General features: G+C 67.7%; 15 protein-coding genes and 2 pseudogenes. 2 read left to right on the top strand and 15 right to left on the bottom strand.

Features of this window, described 5'->3' with window-relative positions:
* Nucleotides 1-125: 125 nt before the first annotated feature.
* Nucleotides 126-934 (bottom strand): IS5 family transposase gene (locus tag ACZ5ID_RS36600; RefSeq protein WP_468907026.1). Its coding sequence is split into 2 segments (ribosomal slippage): nucleotides 126-614 and nucleotides 617-934, totalling 807 coding nucleotides; the frame shifts between segments, so codons are not numbered across the junction.
* Between the two features lie 185 nt (nucleotides 935-1,119).
* Complete coding sequence (locus tag ACZ5ID_RS36595) at nucleotides 1,120-1,554, bottom strand: Rrf2 family transcriptional regulator (RefSeq protein WP_468907023.1); 435 nt, start codon at nucleotides 1,552-1,554, stop codon at nucleotides 1,120-1,122.
* A 123-nt stretch (nucleotides 1,555-1,677) separates the two neighbouring features.
* Here ACZ5ID_RS36595 and ACZ5ID_RS36590 point away from each other — a divergent pair, with 123 nt between their 5' ends.
* Nucleotides 1,678-2,427 (top strand): SDR family NAD(P)-dependent oxidoreductase, encoded by a 750-nt coding sequence (locus tag ACZ5ID_RS36590; RefSeq protein ID WP_468907020.1) that lies wholly within the window; start codon nucleotides 1,678-1,680, stop codon nucleotides 2,425-2,427.
* Nucleotides 2,428-2,747: 320 nt separating this feature from the next.
* Here the strand turns inward: ACZ5ID_RS36590 and ACZ5ID_RS36585 are convergent, their stop codons facing one another.
* The 6 genes and pseudogenes from ACZ5ID_RS36585 to ACZ5ID_RS36560 all read right to left on the bottom strand — a co-directional run bounded on the left by ACZ5ID_RS36585 (nucleotide 2,748) and on the right by ACZ5ID_RS36560 (nucleotide 9,100).
* The gene (locus ACZ5ID_RS36585; RefSeq protein ID WP_468907017.1) at nucleotides 2,748-3,278 is read right to left on the bottom strand and encodes a group II intron maturase-specific domain-containing protein; all 531 of its coding nucleotides are present in this window, start codon (nucleotides 3,276-3,278) and stop codon (nucleotides 2,748-2,750) included.
* 134 nt (nucleotides 3,279-3,412) lie between these two features.
* Nucleotides 3,413-4,987 carry a hypothetical protein gene (locus ACZ5ID_RS36580; RefSeq protein ID WP_468907014.1) on the bottom strand — a complete coding sequence of 525 codons (1,575 nt, stop codon included), beginning with the start codon at nucleotides 4,985-4,987 and terminating at the stop codon, nucleotides 3,413-3,415.
* A complete protein-coding gene (locus ACZ5ID_RS36575) occupies nucleotides 4,929-5,297 on the bottom strand; it encodes an effector-associated constant component EACC1 (RefSeq protein WP_468907011.1) in 369 nt (122 codons plus the stop codon). The genes ACZ5ID_RS36580 and ACZ5ID_RS36575 overlap by 59 nt, the downstream gene beginning before the upstream one ends.
* Before the next feature lie 807 nt (nucleotides 5,298-6,104).
* Nucleotides 6,105-6,338, bottom strand: coding sequence for a hypothetical protein (locus ACZ5ID_RS36570; protein WP_468907008.1), 234 nt, complete (start codon nucleotides 6,336-6,338; stop codon nucleotides 6,105-6,107).
* Between the two features lie 340 nt (nucleotides 6,339-6,678).
* Nucleotides 6,679-7,763 (bottom strand): annotated as a pseudogene (locus ACZ5ID_RS36565) (terpene synthase family protein).
* A complete protein-coding gene (locus tag ACZ5ID_RS36560) occupies nucleotides 7,760-9,100 on the bottom strand; it encodes a cytochrome P450 (RefSeq protein ID WP_468907004.1) in 1,341 nt (446 codons plus the stop codon). Before ACZ5ID_RS36560 ends, ACZ5ID_RS36565 begins: the two are co-directional and overlap by 4 nt.
* Nucleotides 9,101-9,651: 551 nt before the next feature.
* On the opposite strand from ACZ5ID_RS36560, the gene ACZ5ID_RS36555 reads away from it, so the two are divergent.
* Nucleotides 9,652-10,401: a helix-turn-helix domain-containing protein gene (locus ACZ5ID_RS36555; RefSeq protein WP_468907001.1), complete on the top strand. Its 750-nt coding sequence runs from the start codon at nucleotides 9,652-9,654 to the stop codon at nucleotides 10,399-10,401.
* Nucleotides 10,402-10,692: 291 nt separating this feature from the next.
* Here the strand turns inward: ACZ5ID_RS36555 and ACZ5ID_RS36550 are convergent, their stop codons facing one another.
* From ACZ5ID_RS36550 to ACZ5ID_RS36520, 7 genes and pseudogenes are all read right to left on the bottom strand, one after another.
* Nucleotides 10,693-11,223: a flavodoxin domain-containing protein gene (locus ACZ5ID_RS36550; RefSeq protein WP_468906998.1), complete on the bottom strand. Its 531-nt coding sequence runs from the start codon at nucleotides 11,221-11,223 to the stop codon at nucleotides 10,693-10,695.
* Nucleotides 11,224-11,238: 15 nt separating this feature from the next.
* The gene (locus ACZ5ID_RS36545) at nucleotides 11,239-11,478 is read right to left on the bottom strand and encodes a BON domain-containing protein (protein WP_468906995.1); all 240 of its coding nucleotides are present in this window, start codon (nucleotides 11,476-11,478) and stop codon (nucleotides 11,239-11,241) included.
* Complete coding sequence (locus ACZ5ID_RS36540; protein ID WP_468907029.1) at nucleotides 11,478-11,963, bottom strand: CBS domain-containing protein; 486 nt, start codon at nucleotides 11,961-11,963, stop codon at nucleotides 11,478-11,480. The genes ACZ5ID_RS36545 and ACZ5ID_RS36540 overlap by 1 nt, the downstream gene beginning before the upstream one ends.
* 200 nt (nucleotides 11,964-12,163) lie before the next feature.
* Nucleotides 12,164-12,691, bottom strand: coding sequence for a hypothetical protein (locus tag ACZ5ID_RS36535; RefSeq protein WP_468906992.1), 528 nt, complete (start codon nucleotides 12,689-12,691; stop codon nucleotides 12,164-12,166).
* Between the two features lie 55 nt (nucleotides 12,692-12,746).
* Nucleotides 12,747-13,443: pseudogene (locus ACZ5ID_RS36530) on the bottom strand (IS5 family transposase); the annotation flags it as partial.
* A gap of 762 nt (nucleotides 13,444-14,205) precedes the next feature.
* Nucleotides 14,206-14,643, bottom strand: a complete 438-nt coding sequence (locus ACZ5ID_RS36525) for a subtilase-type protease inhibitor (protein ID WP_468906989.1) — start codon at nucleotides 14,641-14,643, stop codon at nucleotides 14,206-14,208.
* 944 nt (nucleotides 14,644-15,587) lie between these two features.
* A partial coding sequence (locus tag ACZ5ID_RS36520; protein ID WP_468906986.1) for a transposase occupies nucleotides 15,588-15,830 on the bottom strand: 243 nt, incomplete at its 5' end.

Here is a 15,830-nt window from a genome sequence, read left to right as displayed (position 1 = left end):
ACGATCCACGGCTTCGACTGACGCTTCCCCATGACCACATCAACGAGCGATCAAGCCGACAGTCACATGATCAAACCACTTTTGTTAGAGCCAGTAAGACCGTGTCCTATGAGCTCGTAACACGATCATGGGTGAGCCTTCTTGAGGCGTCTCCAGCGGATGAGGCTGCAGGCCAACGAGACGAAGGCGTCGTGGAGTTCGGTTCGGCGTTCCCAGCGGAGGGCAAGGCGTTTGAACTGGTGGAGCAGGGCGAGGGTCTGCTCCACGACGTAACGGAGTTTGCCCAGGCCCTTGATGTTCGGGGCGCCCTTGCGGGAGATGACCGGCAGGATCCGCCGCTTGTGCAACTCCCGGCGGGCGGGGTTGGAGTGGTAGCTCTTGTCACCGAGGAGCGAGTCGGGGCGGCGGCGTGGCCGCCCGGGCCGTCCGGCCACGGGCGGGATCCCATCGACCAGGGCGAGGGTCTGGGTGACGTCGTTGACGTTGGCCGCGGTGGTGATGACCTTGAGCGGGGTGCCGCGTCCGTCGCAGATCAGGTGGTGTTTGCTGCCCGTCTTGCGGCGGTCGACCGGCGACGGACCGGTGTCGGCGCCCCCTTTTTCGCGCGGATGTGGGAGCCGTCCACGCACGCGCGGGACCAGTCGAGTTCGCCGGCCGCGTTCAGCTCGGCGAGCAGGATGCGGTGCAGTTGGTCGAAGACTCCGGCCTGCTGCCAGCGGTCCAGGCGCTGCCAGCAGGTCTGTCCCGAGCCGAATCCCAGCTCCAGCGGGAGGAGTTGCCAGGCTATGTCGTTGTAGAGGACGTACAGGATGCCCTGCAGACACAGCCGGTCCGGTACCGGCCGTGGGCCCGGCGACTTCTCTGGCCAGGGCGGCAGCAGCGGCTCGATCAGCGCCCACAAGTCGCCGTCCACGATCCATGGCCGGGTGCTCACATCCTCCCGAACGGCGGAATCGTCACATCGGTCACGCCGGACCAGGGCACCACAACAAGATCAAGTTACGAGCTCGTAGGACACGGTCTGATACCGCAACGGTCTTCGGCGTGACTGGTTGCCAGGCTGTTCGCCGGCCTGGGCATGGATGGGGGTCTTGGTGATGTCAGGGCGTAACGGGGAGGCTAGCGAGATGCCGCGAGTACGTCCCGGAGTACGTTCGCGAGCGTGACGCGGGCCAGCTCGTGTCTCAGGGTCTCCTCGATGCCCTCGTAGATGCTCTGCATCGCCGGCTGGATGCCGTGACCCACCACGCATCCCTGGTCCGGGGTGGTGCGGTGCATGGCGAACAGCGGGCCGGGTTCCACTGCCTCGTACACGTCGAGCAGGGTCATCGACTCCAGCTCGCGTGCCAGCGACCAGCCCGCGCCCACGCCCCGCCGGGACTCCACGAGCCCGGCCCTGCGTAGCTCGCCGAGCAGCCGTCTGATCACCACTGGGTTGGTGTTCGCGCTGGTCGCGATCTGCTCGGAGGTGGCGACCTCATGGCCCTGGCGCTGGTAGAGGCCGATCCAGGCCAGCGCGTGGGCGGCGATGGTCAGCCTGCTGTTGGCGCTCATGGACTCCTCCTCTCGGCCGCAACGCTTCATGTTACGGCAGTCGTAACAGTGAAGGTTGCAACAGCCTGTCGTAACAATTAACGTTGCGACTGCCGGGAAGGGTCAATCAACGAGGTGAGAAGATTGAGCAAGCCACTCACGGGCAAAGTCGCCCTGGTCACCGGGGGGTCGCGCGGACTGGGAGCCGCGACCGTACGACTGCTGGCCGAGCAGGGCGCCGACGTCGCCTTTACCTACGTCAGCTCCGAGAAACAGGCGCAGGCCGTCGTCGACGAGGTGCACAGCAAGGGAGCCAAGGCCGTCGCCTTCCAGTCCGACCAGGCGGACACGAGCCGGGCGCCGGCGCTGATCGACGACGTGGTCGCGCACTTCGGCGCCCTGGACATTCTCGTCAACAACGCGGCGATCTCCGTGGCTGGCACGGTGGACGACCCGGATGCCGACACCGCCGCACTGGACCGGATGCACGCCACCAACTACCTCGGCGTGATCGCCATCATCCGGGCCGCCTCCCGAGTGCTGCGCGCGGGTGGCCGCATCATCACAGTGAGTTCCGGACTGGGCTCCCGGGTCGGCGCCCCCGGCCTTGCCGACTACTCGGCGACCAAGTCCGGGATCGAGAGGTACACCATGGGCGTCGCACGCGACCTCGGGCCCCGGAACATCACGGCCAACGTCGTGGAGGCCGGACTGATGGAGGGCGGCATGCAACCGCCGGACCCCGAGACCCTCAAGGCCCTGGTCAGCTCGCTGTCCCTGCAACGCATGGGGCACCCCGACGAAATCGCCGCGGCGATCGCCTTCCTGGCGAGCCCCGCCGCGTCGTACATCACGGGCGCAGTGCTGGACGCCCACGGCGGCTACAACGCCTGAACCCGAACCCCTGCCGCGCGCTCCGAAGGACATCGCGCCTTCGGGGCGCGCACCGCCAACGACCCGCATGTGCGTGGACACGCCTCAAGAAGCCCGGATCGTGATCGTGTTACGAACTCTATGTCAAGACAATTGCAACCGCGGCGGCCACAGTGACCGTGGCGACAGCGACCAGGAGGGCCCGGCCGACGGGAAACGGCCGCAGCCCCATGCCGCCGCCTTCACACTCCTCCACGCGGCGCTGATCACCGGACTCAGATTCCAGTCCCAGCCAGTAGGCTCCAAGCAAGGCTGCAAAGGGCACAGCGTCGTCACCACGATCATCCACGACCGGGATAACGACTGATCAAGGAATCAGCAACAGCGCCACCCAGCCTGGCGGAGTGACCCCGATGAGACAGGGCACGATGGCGGTCACGGGTTTGCCCACCGTCTGGACGTTGGCCCGCGCGTGGGCCAAGCCCTCCCGCACCAGATGCCAGCCGAACCCGCCCGGCACGGTGGTGTCGGCGTACGAGTTGATGAGGCTCCGGCAAGACTTGCGCAGCCGGAGATCTTCGCGGTGACAAGGTCGACCGGTCCAGGGCGAACGGGGAGCCTGCCCAGTCGTACGTGGGGAATCTCGTGGCCGCGAGTGGGGCGGCAGAAGGCCGCCTAACCTCGATCTTTCGTGACGGTCCGCCGACGTAGTCGGTGGACCGTTTCCCTTTTTGTGGCTCGTTGTGGGCAGGCCGGAAGTACGCAGTCCACCCGTGCAGGAACGCATTAACGTCCTCCACGATGACCTTGCCCGGCCGCAACAGCCCGCGGCGGTCCGTTAGTTCACGGATCCGGTCGCGGGCATGCTGCATCGCCCTTGCCGAGGGCCAGCGGGCGAGGAAGGCAACTTGGCGCCGATTGCCACGCGGCCGGGACGTGACCCACCGATGGTGGAAGCCGAGGAAGTCGAACCCCTCGTGCGTCGGTGCTGCACGGCAGGCAACCGTCAGACCGGAGACTCGCGGCCGAGCAGGGCGGCGACGCGTCTCGCGAGGGACTTGCCGAGCGGCCCCTCCCGGAAGATCGCGCGTATCGAGTTGAAGAGGAATCGGGCGTTTAGGTCGTTGACCTTCCGGTCCGGCGACAGAGCCCGGCCGTGCCGGGCAAGCGTCGCGGCGAGTTCGCCGGGCGTGCAGTAAATGATTCCCCTGAGCAGATCAGCCTGAATCGTCATTTCCAAGGCGAACTCCAGCCATCTCACGTCCGCCGTCTCCTGCCGCGCTGGATGGACGGCGCCGTCCCGTCTGATCATGGGAGGCGCGATGGGATCGAACAGCTCGTGGAAGGAGGATCGGCCATACAGATAGGCAGAGGCCGGCAGGATGAACAGATCGGGACGGTCGGCCCGGAGGCGGGCCGCTTGCCCCCACAGGGAGGACAGCCACAGCAGGGCCGCGTTCTCCGGCGCGGTTGACGGTGCTGCGGAGCCCAACGATTCGAGGATCGAGTCGGCAATATCGGTGGGACTCAGGTGCCCGAAGGCCGCAGCCATGCATGAGGTGATCTTTGGAATGGAAAGACCAGTACGGACACCGAGATGGTCATACACCTCTCGTGCAAAGTCACACACTCCGGCCGGATCGGCGATATTGATAGGCCGGGAAAAATCAAAGTCCTTGAGTTCCATCGCAAAGGAGAACAGCCGTTGCGCTGGGGATGCTCCAATCGCGGGCCCCATCGGCGGATAGACGATGGACAGAGCGAGGTCACAGGTGACGGCGGCAGTGATAAGAGTTCCCGCGTTGGGGGTCTCCACCTCCGCGGCATACATGAAGATGTCGTAGGCCACTCTGTAGATGCCGGTAATGTGGTCCGAAATATTGATCGGACCGAGGCCGGCCCTGGCCCGGTCGGCGGCGATATTCACCATTTCCGACAGGCGTGCAGAAAATTCCATGAGATGGCGGGCGCCGACCGCCCATCCGCGGTGCTGCGGTACGGCATACGGGGGTAGATTCCGGAACATCTCGTCCGGCCAATCGGGTAGCGCGAGTTTTATACCACCCGGACCGGGGACGCTTTTAGTCACGTGACCGGCGAGCAACTCCGTCACCATGTGGGTACTGAGACCGAGCCCCCGGTCCAGTTCGAGATAATTGCCGACACGGCAGCCGAAAAAAGCCCTGCGTACGGCCTCGAACTGTTCCCAGGTTTCCAGCAGAGACTCGTTGCCGGCCGCTCCTGCTGTAAGCAACGGGAGATCGTCTTCCGTAAGCGCTTCTAGATCGCACTCTCCGACTACCAACCCGGCCTCATAATTCAGCAGGAGCGAATTGTACGCACCACCAGTCGTACCGACGTGCTGAAGCCAATGGTGCCGCTCGTGCAGGAGCAGCGACGTGAGACGAGACCAGTCCTCAAATGTGCCCTGCTCCAGGTCCGCAGGTAACGAACCTACGTCAACGAACGCCGCGGTCGGGCTGAAGCTTCCATGGCTTGAGCGAAGCAGAAGAGATTCCGCGTCATTCCGGTAGGCGGCCAGCCTGGACGTCCCTAATGATTTCCGCGGCATGATGGGCATCTTTCACCGGTCCGTCGTAGGTAACTGTGGTGGCCGTACCAGACCGCCGAACCGTGATTTTCGCCCGCCGACTCCTGATGAACTGGATGAGGACCGCACTAGCCGCCGACGTCAGGCTGGAGGACAGCGCCACAATGAGTGTGTGAGTGAGGTCGGACCGCAGTTCCGGAGCGTATACATCCGATTCTCGGAGGCTAACCCCGGGCTCCTCGCACAGCGCCTCTTCAAGATGACCGAGCGCCTCGTGGTCAGCGGACTGAATCTCTATCTCAAGGCGAATCTCCTTGCCCAGCCTCTTCTGCTCTTCCACGCCCACCCCGTATCCGACTCGCAAACGCCCAAAACCTTAAGCCGTCACAGACGGCCCGGCCACGATAGCGCGCGGACCGCGCTCCGGGCGGACGAATGCGGGAGATCGCCAACCTCGATCTTCCGTGACGGTCCGCCGACGTAGTCGGTGGACCGTTTCCCTTTCTGTGGCTCGTTGTGGGCAGGCCGAGGATCCGGGTGTCGTCTCGGGTGGACGCCGGGTTCCACTGCTTCGGTCTGGATTGGTTCCCTCGTAGGGGCGGAAGGTTGCTGGTCAGCCTTGCCCGCGGTGGCGAGGATGTCGACCAGACGGGAGACCGTCGGTTCGGAGGCGACCGGCCCGAAGACGGCCGGCCCGACGAAGGGCCGACACCCCCGTCCGTCAGGAACGCGGTGTGGGGCTGGTTACCCGCTGTCGAGCTCCGCTCGTCTGCCCGGCACCATGAGGAAGTGCCCCTGGACTGTGCTTTCTTGACCGGCAGCGGTGCGCCGCGCGGACCCCGCAGACCTTCCGGGCGCAGCGAGCCGTACAACACGCACGACGGCCACAGCGGCAGGGCCAAGCGGAAGGGTTACTTCTTCAAGAGCGGTCGCTGGACCAAGGACAGGCAATGAGGGATTACCGAACAGGCGTTGGACCTCAACGACCGGTGCCGGCTGCACCAGCATCGGTTCCTTTGCCAGCACCGGCGCGCTGCGTCCCCGCGTCGACGGGGACATGTGAGCGCTGACATCCTGGTGGAGTGCGGTCGGCATCCAGCCGGCCGCCCTAGTCCTCCGTGCGGCAGAACTCGGCGGTCTGTGCTGGTCACCGGTGCAGGTCCTCGTTGAGCCGGCGGTGCAGCAGCAGGAGGGCTTCGGTGCCGGCGGCATCGGCCAGCTGCTGGAGCAGGGCATTGATTGCCGGATCGTCACCCGCTCGGACGGCCTCGACGATCCGCTCGATCAGCTGGACCGCGCCTGCCGGGGCGGCTGGGGCCCAACCACGGCCGTCCGGTCCGGCAACGGGGGATGCAGCCTCAAGACGGCTGGTGGTGCTCACCGGTTCAACGCTCCTTCCGCTCGGGCCCGGTCACCCGGTCGCCGTCCGGCCTCTCCGCGGGCGGCATGCCGCCCGGTCCGCTTATAGGCGGGCGCGACTGCGCCTGCGATGTCCTCCTTCGCGTCCGGGCCTGCCAGGGTCCTGGAGTGCGGACAGCACGGTCCTCCACAGGGTGCTCAGTCCGTCCGCTCCGTCACCCGGGTCCGAGGATGCCTGGTCGTGCTCGTTGCAGGGGTCCTCGTTGCCGCCGTCGTTCGGCCGTGGGGCCCTACCTGGTGAAGGACACCGCCATGACCGGGATCTGTTCTTTCTGTTCCGTCTCGGTGCTGGTGCCTGCGGTTCAGGGAATCCTGAGGGTCTGGGGCTGCTCGGGGTGGTAGAGGGTTCGGTGGGGTGTGAGGGTGACGGTGGCTGCGGTGTGGCCGTTCCAGGTGTGTCCGGGGCCGTTGTAGCGGGGGGTGATGTAGGACCATTCCAGGTTGCCGGCGATCATCCAGGGCAGGGCTTCGACGTAGCGACACACCGCGGGGGCCTGGCCGTGGCGTGGGGCGAGGAGTTGTTCGGCGAGGGTGCAGAATTCGTCCTCGATGCGTTGGATGGTTGCTGCGATGTGGTCGACGGCGGCTTGGAGATCGTCGGCGCCTGCGGCGAGGGTGAGGGTGATTTCGTTGATGGTGTCGCCGCTGTAGAGCTCTTTGCGGTAGGAGAAGATGTCGTTGACGGCGATCCAGTGCCGGGTGACCAGAGAGGTGAGGCGGCCGAGTTCGGGGATCGTGGCCAGTTGACGGGTGAGGTCGATGCCGAGTCCGTACTCCAGGAGCGGGAAGCAGCACCCGCCGATGCTCTTGGCCCGGGACGCCTCGTAGGCGGCCAGGTCCACGGCCCGGCCGCTATCCAGTCCCGTTCGGTTTGGCACGCCGCGGAGAACTCTTTCATCTCCTGCGTGAACCGGTTCCACAGTCCGGGCGGCATGCCGGCGCGCAGGCTGCGCGCCAGCCCGGCCAGCACCTGTGGGTAGGGGGCCTGGGGTGTGGGCCGGCCGTGGTCGAGGGCCGTGTTGAGCTGGTGCAGGCCCAGGTGTTCCAGGCGCGGGGGAGTTGCGTGGACGAAGAGGTCGTCGATCCTGAACAGGATGTCGATCCAGTGGCAGATCGTCTTGGTGCGTTCGGGGTCGGTGGTGGGGTAGGTCAGCAGGGTCCACAGGGTGGTCTGGTGCTGGAGGAACTCCTCGAACGCCCACGGGTCGTCGGTGTGTGCTGGGCGCAGGGCGTCCTCCAGCCAGGTGCGGCAGGACGTTTCCAGCTCATCGAGGTCCCGGCGGCGCAGTGCGGGCTGGAAGCGGGGGAAGGAGGGCAGCCGGAACCTCGGATAAGGCTTACCCCCCGGGCCGCCGCCCAGCAGGCCGGGGGTGGGAACAGCGTTCACCGCCGGGGTCCTTGGGCGGTGCGCCGGTGCAAGGTGAGGGGTTGGTCGGCGGGGACGAGCAGGAAGCGCGGCACGGCGCGCAGGGGCTTGGACTGTGTGGCTGCCAGGTGCCAGGTCTGGGCGATGGTGGCCAGGGCGATGGTGGTTTCGGTCATGCCGTAGCACTCGCCCATGCACCGGCGCCGGCCGGCGCCGAAGGCGAGGAAGGACTGGCGCTGTGCGGAGGTGAGACGCTCAGCCAGCCATCGGTCCGGATCGAGTCGGCCGGGGTGGGGGAAGACGTCCGGGTTGCGTTGTAGGGCGTAGGGGCTGATGAGGACGTCCGCCCCCTTCGGCAGCAGGTGCCCGCACACTTCCGCGTCGTCGACAGCGACGCGGCTGAGCAGCCAGGTGGGCGGATACAGGCGCAGCACCTCGGTCAGCAGACGTTTGGTGAACGGCAGGGCGCCCAGATCGTCGAAGGTGACCGGTCGCTGGCCCAGGACATGGTCGATTTCTTCCCACAGTCTGTCCTGGATCTCGGGGTGGCGGGCCAGGAGCTGGAAGGTCCATGCCAGCAGCGAGGCGGAGGTCTCCACTCCGGCGGCCAGCACCGACATCACCTGATCACGCACCTCGGCATCATCCGGACGCCGCCCGCCCTCCTCGCCCCCGGCCATGATCTGGGACAACAGGTCCTGCCGGCCCTGCTCCTGTCGGCGGTACTGGGCGATGACCTGTGCGATGGCCGCATCCAAGCGGGCGCGGGCGGCGTCGAAGCGCCGGTTCGCCGGCGTCGGCAGCCGGTGCACCCAGGCCGCGGGAACCAGCATCCGGCGCAGCAGACCGCGCAGCAGCTCCGGCAACGCCTCCGCCATCACCTCCGCCGCCCGCCGCCCGGCCGGTGCGGACACCAGGCTCCGGGCGACCACCCACGCCGACAGCCGGTACATTGCCGCCCCGACGTCGAGCTCCTGCCCCGACCGCCAGGACGCCGTCACCTCTTGCGCACACTGGCGCATGACCTCGCTGTAGCGGGCGACTTGGCTGCGGTGGAAGGCGGTCCTCATTACCGGCCGCTGCACCTGGTGGTCCTCGGCGCTGCAGGTGATCACACCGTTCCCGACCAGCTGGCGGGCCGCCTCCATAAACGGGCCGCCCTTGTCGAAACGGTCCTGCTGCACCACCAGCACCTGCGCAGCGGCCTCGGCACTGTTGATCAGGAAGCACTCCCGGCCCACCAGAGGCAGCACGACGACTGCGCCGGAGGAACGCTGCTGTTCGACAAAGCCCAGCGGGTCCAGCGCCAGGCGCCCCGCCTGCCCGATCAGCGGAAGCCCGCCCTGAAACGTCCGCACTGCGATGCCCCCCGGAAGAACCCCGATTCGATCACCCTGGAGGATAGCGCCAGCGTAACCGTTTCGCCACCGTCCGTAATGGAGGGTGAACCGACGGGCAGTCGGTCCGGTGAGCACGGGGACGCAAACGCTCGTGCGGGGGCGGGTGTCGTGCTCCGATCAGGGGGTGAGGCGCGGCGGCCCCAGTAGGCAACTTGTGTCGTGAGTTGTCGCTGCTGGGCTGGGCCGTGGTCCTGCACGGCGCCCATGGCGGGGAGTGTGCACCGTGTGGGAAGCCTGGGGGATCGGCGCCCTGATCGGTGCGGTGCTCGGCGCGCGCCTGGGCGTCTCCGGCGCCGCGATGCGCCACCGTGCAAACCAGCGGCCGGGACGGTGCAGGCTCTGATGAAACGCGGCGCTGCCTGCCCCGAGGAATCTCCGGGGGCGGGGCGTGCCGATGACTGTTCGGGGGTGGGGTGCGGGGCTGGGGTGCGGGTCTGGACTGGAGGTATATCCCTGGTGAAGGGGGCCGAAATGCCAAATGCGCAAGCGCAGTTGGCGGTCGACGGGCGTTGTTGCAGGTTCTGCGGGAGCGGCGGGGCTTGTCGCGTGGCGCGTTGGGTGGTCTGGTAGCCCGCTCTGAGGACTGGGTGAAGAAGGTGGACCGGGGTCAGCGGACCGTTCGTACTCTCTCCATGATCATGCGTCTGGGCCGGGTGTTGGGCTGCACGGATGTCAACGATCTGACGGGCGTGGCTGAGATCTCGATTCCGATCGATGACGGCGGGCGCGTCTCGCACCCGGGTGTCGTGGGGCTGCGCGCGGCGGTGTATGCGCCGTTGTTCGCGGCGACGTCCGGCGCCCCAGAGGACGTCGGGGAGCTCGCCGGGCGGGTGCGGCAGTCGTGGGAGATCTGGCATACCGCACGCCATCAACGGACCGCGATCGCGGCGGTGCTGCCGGGCCTGATCGAGGCCCGACACGCCACCGTCCGGGCAGCTGCGGGTCCCGTCAGTATCTCCGCCGATCTGCACACCCCGGGTGTGGCGGTGCAGACCCTCGCAGACGCCCACCCGCAGACGATCCCGTCCCTGGAGCGGCGCAGCCGGTTGTTCCTGGACGCCGCCAAAGCCGAGCACCAGCGCCACGAAATCTCGGGGGCGCTCACCTACCTGCGCCTGGCCTTTGACACGTCGCCCGAGGCGGTGCGCTACGTCCCCTCCGGGCGGGCGGTGGCGGCCGACCTGGCGCGTACCGCGACCAGCGCTCTCTCCTGCACCGCGCACCGCCTGGCCGACGACATCGCGGGCGTCGCCGCCTGAGCGCGGCCGGGGACATGCATGTCCAGGGTCAGGGTGCCGGTGCGGACGACCCAGAAGCGGTCGGCCCGTTGGCCTCTTTGAACAGGCGGGAGCCCGAGGGGAATCTGACCTCACGTGCGATGTTCATCAGCCGATTCTGATAGGGACCCCGGGCAGAGCGGTCGTCCACCGGTCGGCCTGCTTGGTGATCATGGGGTTCCTCCTCGGCTCGTACGGCCCTGGTCGTTTCTCCAGCATTGGTGCGCCGGACGGTTGGGGGCAGGGGCCGACCGACCCTCGGGACGGGGCTGGTCAGCTCCGGGAGCCGTGCTGTTCGGGCGCGGAGCGCGCGGCAGGGGATTCGACGGCGATGCGCTCGGCCCAGGCGGTGATGGCCTCGAAGTCGCGGAAATCGCCGCCGCGGCCGGAGGCGACGGGTGAACGGGCGATCCGGCCCTTGGCATCGTCGCGGAGGCAGCCACCGAACGTTTGGTGTTCTACCGCGTCGAGGCGGACCATCGCGCGCCGCGCGCCGGCCACCGGTGGTATTGACCGCTGCGAGGCCGACGTGTCCAGCGGGCCGCTGCTGAACAGATATACCGCTGTCCCGGAGACCTGGGAGGCGTTGCGCCGGACGAACCGGCGCGCGTCGCGGTGCCAGCGCCCCGCGTATAGGGCGCCTCCGAGCACCACGACGTCATACGGTCTCACCTCACGTACCTCCGCGGCCGGCCGGACCTCGGTGTCCAGGCCGTGGCTGCGCAGCACCTCGCCGATCCGCTCGGCGATCTGTGCGGTGGAGCCGTTTTTGGAGCCGTAGGCGACAAGCGCTCTCGGGGGCATGGCGTGTACCTGCTTTCACCGCTTGCGCATCCAGGCGTCGGCGATGCCGCGCACGGCCGGTTCGTCGGGATGCAGATGGGAGTCGTCGGTGCGGTAGTCGAGCTTGTCGACCACCTCGACCACGCCGTCGACCATGTGCGTCATCCGCACGGCCAGCGGCACTTCACTGCGCCGCTCCAGCTGTCCCGTAAGGGTCACGACGCCCTCCTCGACCGTGATGTCGATCGCGCCGTGTTCCAGACACAGGCTTCTCACTAGGACGTCCTGGATGACCTCGGCGCGGATCTCGTCGTCGAGCGCAGGAAGACCCGGAGAAGGCCGCGGCGCGTCACGATACCGGTCAGTCGGCCGTCGGCGTCCAACACCGGCAGGCGCTCGACGCGGTGCTGCGCCATGACGCGGGGGGCCCGGGCGATGGTGTCGTTCGCCCGGACCGTGACGGCCGGGGAGGTCATCAGCTCGCCCGCGGTCCGGGCCCGCGCCTTGGTCCGCCGTGACCGCGCGGCGCGTCCCAGTACGGGGGCGTGGAGACGGCGGGGCGGCTCGTAGGGGTCCTCGGCCTGGTGGGCCATCAGGTCCGTCTCGGAGAGCACTCCGATGACCATCTCGTCGTCGCCCACGACGGGAACCCCGCTGATGCGGTGCTGTGTCAGAAGCGCCGCGACGTCCTTGAACGGGGTGCCGGGCCCGACGCGGACGACGTCACTGGCCATCACCGAGCCGACCTTGGCGTGTCTCATGGGCCGTGCCTCCTCAGACGTCCGGGAAGCGTGCGTACGAGCGGTCCTACGGTGAGCGTGGCTCTGTTCCGCCGGGGGTGCCAGGGGCCGAAGGACCCATCCCAGGGACCGTTGCGGCCCTGTGGCATGCCAGGGCTGCTGTGGTGCTCCCGGGCGCGCCGACTGGCGGCCGAGGGGGCTGGGGAGCGGTGTCCGAGGGGTCATCGCAGCCAGCCCCGATTGCCGACGAGCGGCAGGCGCTCCCATATCCAGCCGAGGCCCCAGGTGCGGCCGGCACCGGCGACGGCGAGGGTGATCAGGACGGCTGCGTACACGATGTGGTAGTCGATGAGCGGGTTGGTGGAGGCGCTGAGGGTGCCGTCGGACAGATGTTTGGCGGGCGGCCATTCGGCCGTCCACATCAGCGCCATCAGGGCCGTGCCCGCCACCGCGGTCATACGCAGGGCGACGCCGCCCGCCAGGGCGAGGCCGATGCCGAGCAGTCCGAGCATGAACAGCCAGTCGGCCCAGGTGTCCCCGGCCCAGTGGTGGAAGGTGGATTCCATGGGGCCCGCGGCGACGCTGCTGAGGAAGCCCTTGGTGGGTGAGCCGCCGTCGATCCATCCCTTGCCGGAATGCGTGGAGTACCCCCAGCCGAAGGTCTTGTCGAAGAACGCCCACAGGAACGTGAACGCCGTCACAAGGCGCAGTCCCGCCAGCGTGCGTGCGAGAGCCGGCGAGGAGGCCACCGCGTGGTCGGTGGAGGCGGTCTGCGCCGTACCCTCCGCCCTGCTCTTGAGGCGGAGCCTGTCCGCGCTGCCGCCGGTTGGCCTTCTGGTCGGCCCGTTCCGGAATCACCGCGCGGATGCCGCGCCTGCGCAGGTGGTCGCGGATCGCGCGGGAGGAGTACGCCTTGTCAGCCAGGACCAGGTCCGGCCTGGTGCGAGGCCGTCCCCAAGAGCGGGGAACGCGCAGACGTGCCATGACATCCGTGAAGGCGGGTGCGTCTGCGGCCTGACCGGCGGTGAGGACGAACACCAGCGGGCGGCACCGGCCGTCGGCCGCGAGGTGGATCTTCGTGGTCAGTCCGCCGCGGGACCGGCCGATGGCGTGATCGTCCGGCTCTCCGGCCGGGGCCCCTTTTGTGGGCGCCGGCAGCGTGCTGGTGAGCGCGCACGATGGTGGAGTCCACGGACACCGCCCAGCTGACGTCTTCGTCCGCGTCGGCCTGGGCCACCAGGGCGGTGAACACCCGCTCCCACGTGCCGTCCACGGCCCACATCCGCAGCCGATTGTAGACGCCCCGCCAGTTGCCGTACTTCTCCGGCAGGTGCACCCACTGGGTACCGGTCTGGAACTTGAAGGCGATCGCGTCGATCACCTCACGATGGTCCCGCCAGCGGCCACCCCGCTTCGGCGTCCGGTCCGGGAGCAACGGCTCGATCCGCGCCCACTGCGCGTCAGCCAAAGGCACACCCCGACCAACGACCGGCTGATCCAAACGAAATGGCCTAGCCCTCACACCCGCGAATAGCCGGGTGACAGCGGACCCCCGCCGCTGCTGGAACTAGCCGACCGACCAGGTACGCCGCGACAGCGGAGGATGTTCTGCGCGTGCGCGTACTGTGCACCGGGGATGGAGGGTGAAGTCGAGCGCGCACGTCAGCCCGCGGCGGACGGAATCGGTTGGTGCGCACCTACAGTCGGCCGCCGGTATCCCGCGCTGGCGGCCCGCTCCGACGGGCCATACGGCCCCGCCCGACCTTCACCGCTCCACGCCGACCCAGTGGGGATGAACCGGCTTCCCGTGGCGGACGAAAGAGTTCCTGCTTCCAGGGAACCGCTTCTGCCCTTCCGCGACACGTGCCGAGTGGGTGGGCGAACGGCCCTGGCGGCGGCCTGCCGGTGGACGAACGGATCCGCCGACCCGTCCGAGTGGCGGGACCGGCGCAGGCACGTGCACCTTTTACGCCATCGAGGCAGTCCCGTCTGGCGGAAGACGTCCACTGGCGCCGGGTAATGCGATTTTTGACAAAAGTAAGATGGTGTCATTGCTGGCGCGAAACCGGTAATTGAACGCGACATGATTGAGGGCTCATCGGCTGGGTGACCGCTTGGTTTTGCCGTCTGAGGGGGCGCCAGGAAAGGGATATTGGAGCCCGGAGCGGGTGTGTGGCGGCTCGCACACACCCCGGTCGATCCTCGAGTTTGTCGTCATCCGACAGGACCGTCTCCGGGTGCTCGTCCCGACTTGGCCGGTACTTCAGAAACGCACAAGGGGACCGTACAGGTCCTTGATGCAGCTGTTGGAGAACGTCCGTGCCTCGTTGACTCGTTGTCCTCGCCACACTCCTTGCAGCGTGACGGTGACCGGACGGTAGATGAAGGTACACACCTGGCCGGAAGCGGGCGTCAGCGCACTGAGTTCGCCCTGCGCGGATTGCAGCGCGTCGCACGCCGCCGCTGGGAGGGGATGCGTTCCAGCGGGGGCATAGGCACAGGTGAGGGTGACGGCACGCTCGGGCGTGGTCGTTGCCACCGATTCGCCCTGGCCGACGGTCAGCACCAGCGCCGAGGGTGCGTACGGCGAGGTGACGGTTTCGGGGGCGGCTGCTACGGGGGTCGGCCCCCACACAAGGGCGGTGGTGACGGCTGAAGCCGCCGCCAGGACTGCCACGGTTCCGCGCTTTCTGGTAAGCAAGGCTCCTCCTTGGGTATGCGGAATTCGGTAGACGGATGCTGGAAATCCCGTCTGGCGCACCGGGCGCTCGCCGAAGAGCGGGTCTTCGGCCGTGCGGGACAGTCCTTGCGGCACTCCCCCCTGAGCAGTGCCGCAAGGACTGTGAGAGACAGTTGGCGCTCCTCTCCTCTGAGGAGGAGCGGGATGTGCAGTCCTTCCGTGCGGGGAAAGTCCTCCTCCCTTCTTTCCGCGCTCAGCGTGCTGTGTCAAAGGTGCGTTGTTGCAGGGGCCGTTCGGCCCCGGGGAGGGGCCAAGGGGTGCGGCGTTGTCTCGGGGCATCCAGCGCGGCACGGACGGCCGAGTGGACTGGCGGCGTCCTGGAGCGTTCTATCAAGGGTGGAGTCTCCGAGCGCAGTATCATCAGCGACACCTCGGCCTGCAGTAGACACTGCTGGTCAACGTGCCCAGCGTCCAGGACTCCACGGCCGACCGTAACCGCCTGGAACAAGCTGCCCCCGACCACCCCAGCCTGCGAAAGGTCTGGGTTGACGGCGGTTACCGCAAGCACTGTGCCGCGTACGCAGCCACCCTCGGCATCTACCGCGAAACTATCCAAGTACTCCCCGGGACCAAGGGATCCACCTCCATCTCGAAACGGCAGGTAGTGGGAGGGAACCCACGGCCCAGTGATGCTCCACTGTCGCTTGGCCCGCGACAACGAGAAGTGAGCGGTCACGGGGGCGTGTCGCTGTGGGCCGCCCGTAGGTGCCCGCCCATCCCAACCAGCATCTGGGGCAGGACCGCGGGGGCCGCTCTTAACCGTCACCCGCAAGAGGGGTCGCTGACGGTATCTCAGGCGATCAAGAGCAGGTCGACAGCAACGGGACCGGCGGGGTCCGGATTGGCATGAACAACAACGGCCTCCGATACCGCGCGCAGCGCTGCCTTTCCTTTAAGAAGTCATCTCATTTGGCGAGCCGGCGGTAGCAGATGAGGGTGCAGGCGAGGCTCGTGAAGGCGAGGAAGTGCTCGGCTTTGCGCTCGTAGCGACGGTGGAGGCGACGGCATCCAGCGAGCCATGCCATGGTGCGTTCGATGGTCCACCGGTGCCGGCCGAGCCGCTGTGAGGTCTCGACTCCCTTTCGGGCGATGCGGTGCCGGATGCCCCGCTGGGATAACCATCGTCGTAGGTGGGAGTAGTCGTATCC

It is taken from the genome of Streptomyces sp. NPDC031670 (assembly GCF_055580545.1).
Note: the sequence above shows the minus strand (reverse complement) of the source record. Positions and strands in the feature narration are given on the sequence as shown.

Excerpts from the sequence above, each read along its gene's own strand:
- ACZ5ID_RS36585 (WP_468907017.1), bottom strand. The coding sequence starts at position 3,278 with ATGCAGCATGCCCGCGACCGGATCCGTGAACTAACGGACCGCCGCGGG.
- ACZ5ID_RS36580 (WP_468907014.1), bottom strand. The coding sequence starts at position 4,987 with ATGCCCATCATGCCGCGGAAATCATTAGGGACGTCCAGGCTGGCCGCC.
- ACZ5ID_RS36550 (WP_468906998.1), bottom strand. The coding sequence starts at position 11,223 with ATGCCCCCGAGAGCGCTTGTCGCCTACGGCTCCAAAAACGGCTCCACC.
- ACZ5ID_RS36595 (WP_468907023.1), bottom strand. The coding sequence starts at position 1,554 with ATGAGCGCCAACAGCAGGCTGACCATCGCCGCCCACGCGCTGGCCTGG.
- ACZ5ID_RS36540 (WP_468907029.1), bottom strand. The coding sequence starts at position 11,963 with ATGAGACACGCCAAGGTCGGCTCGGTGATGGCCAGTGACGTCGTCCGC.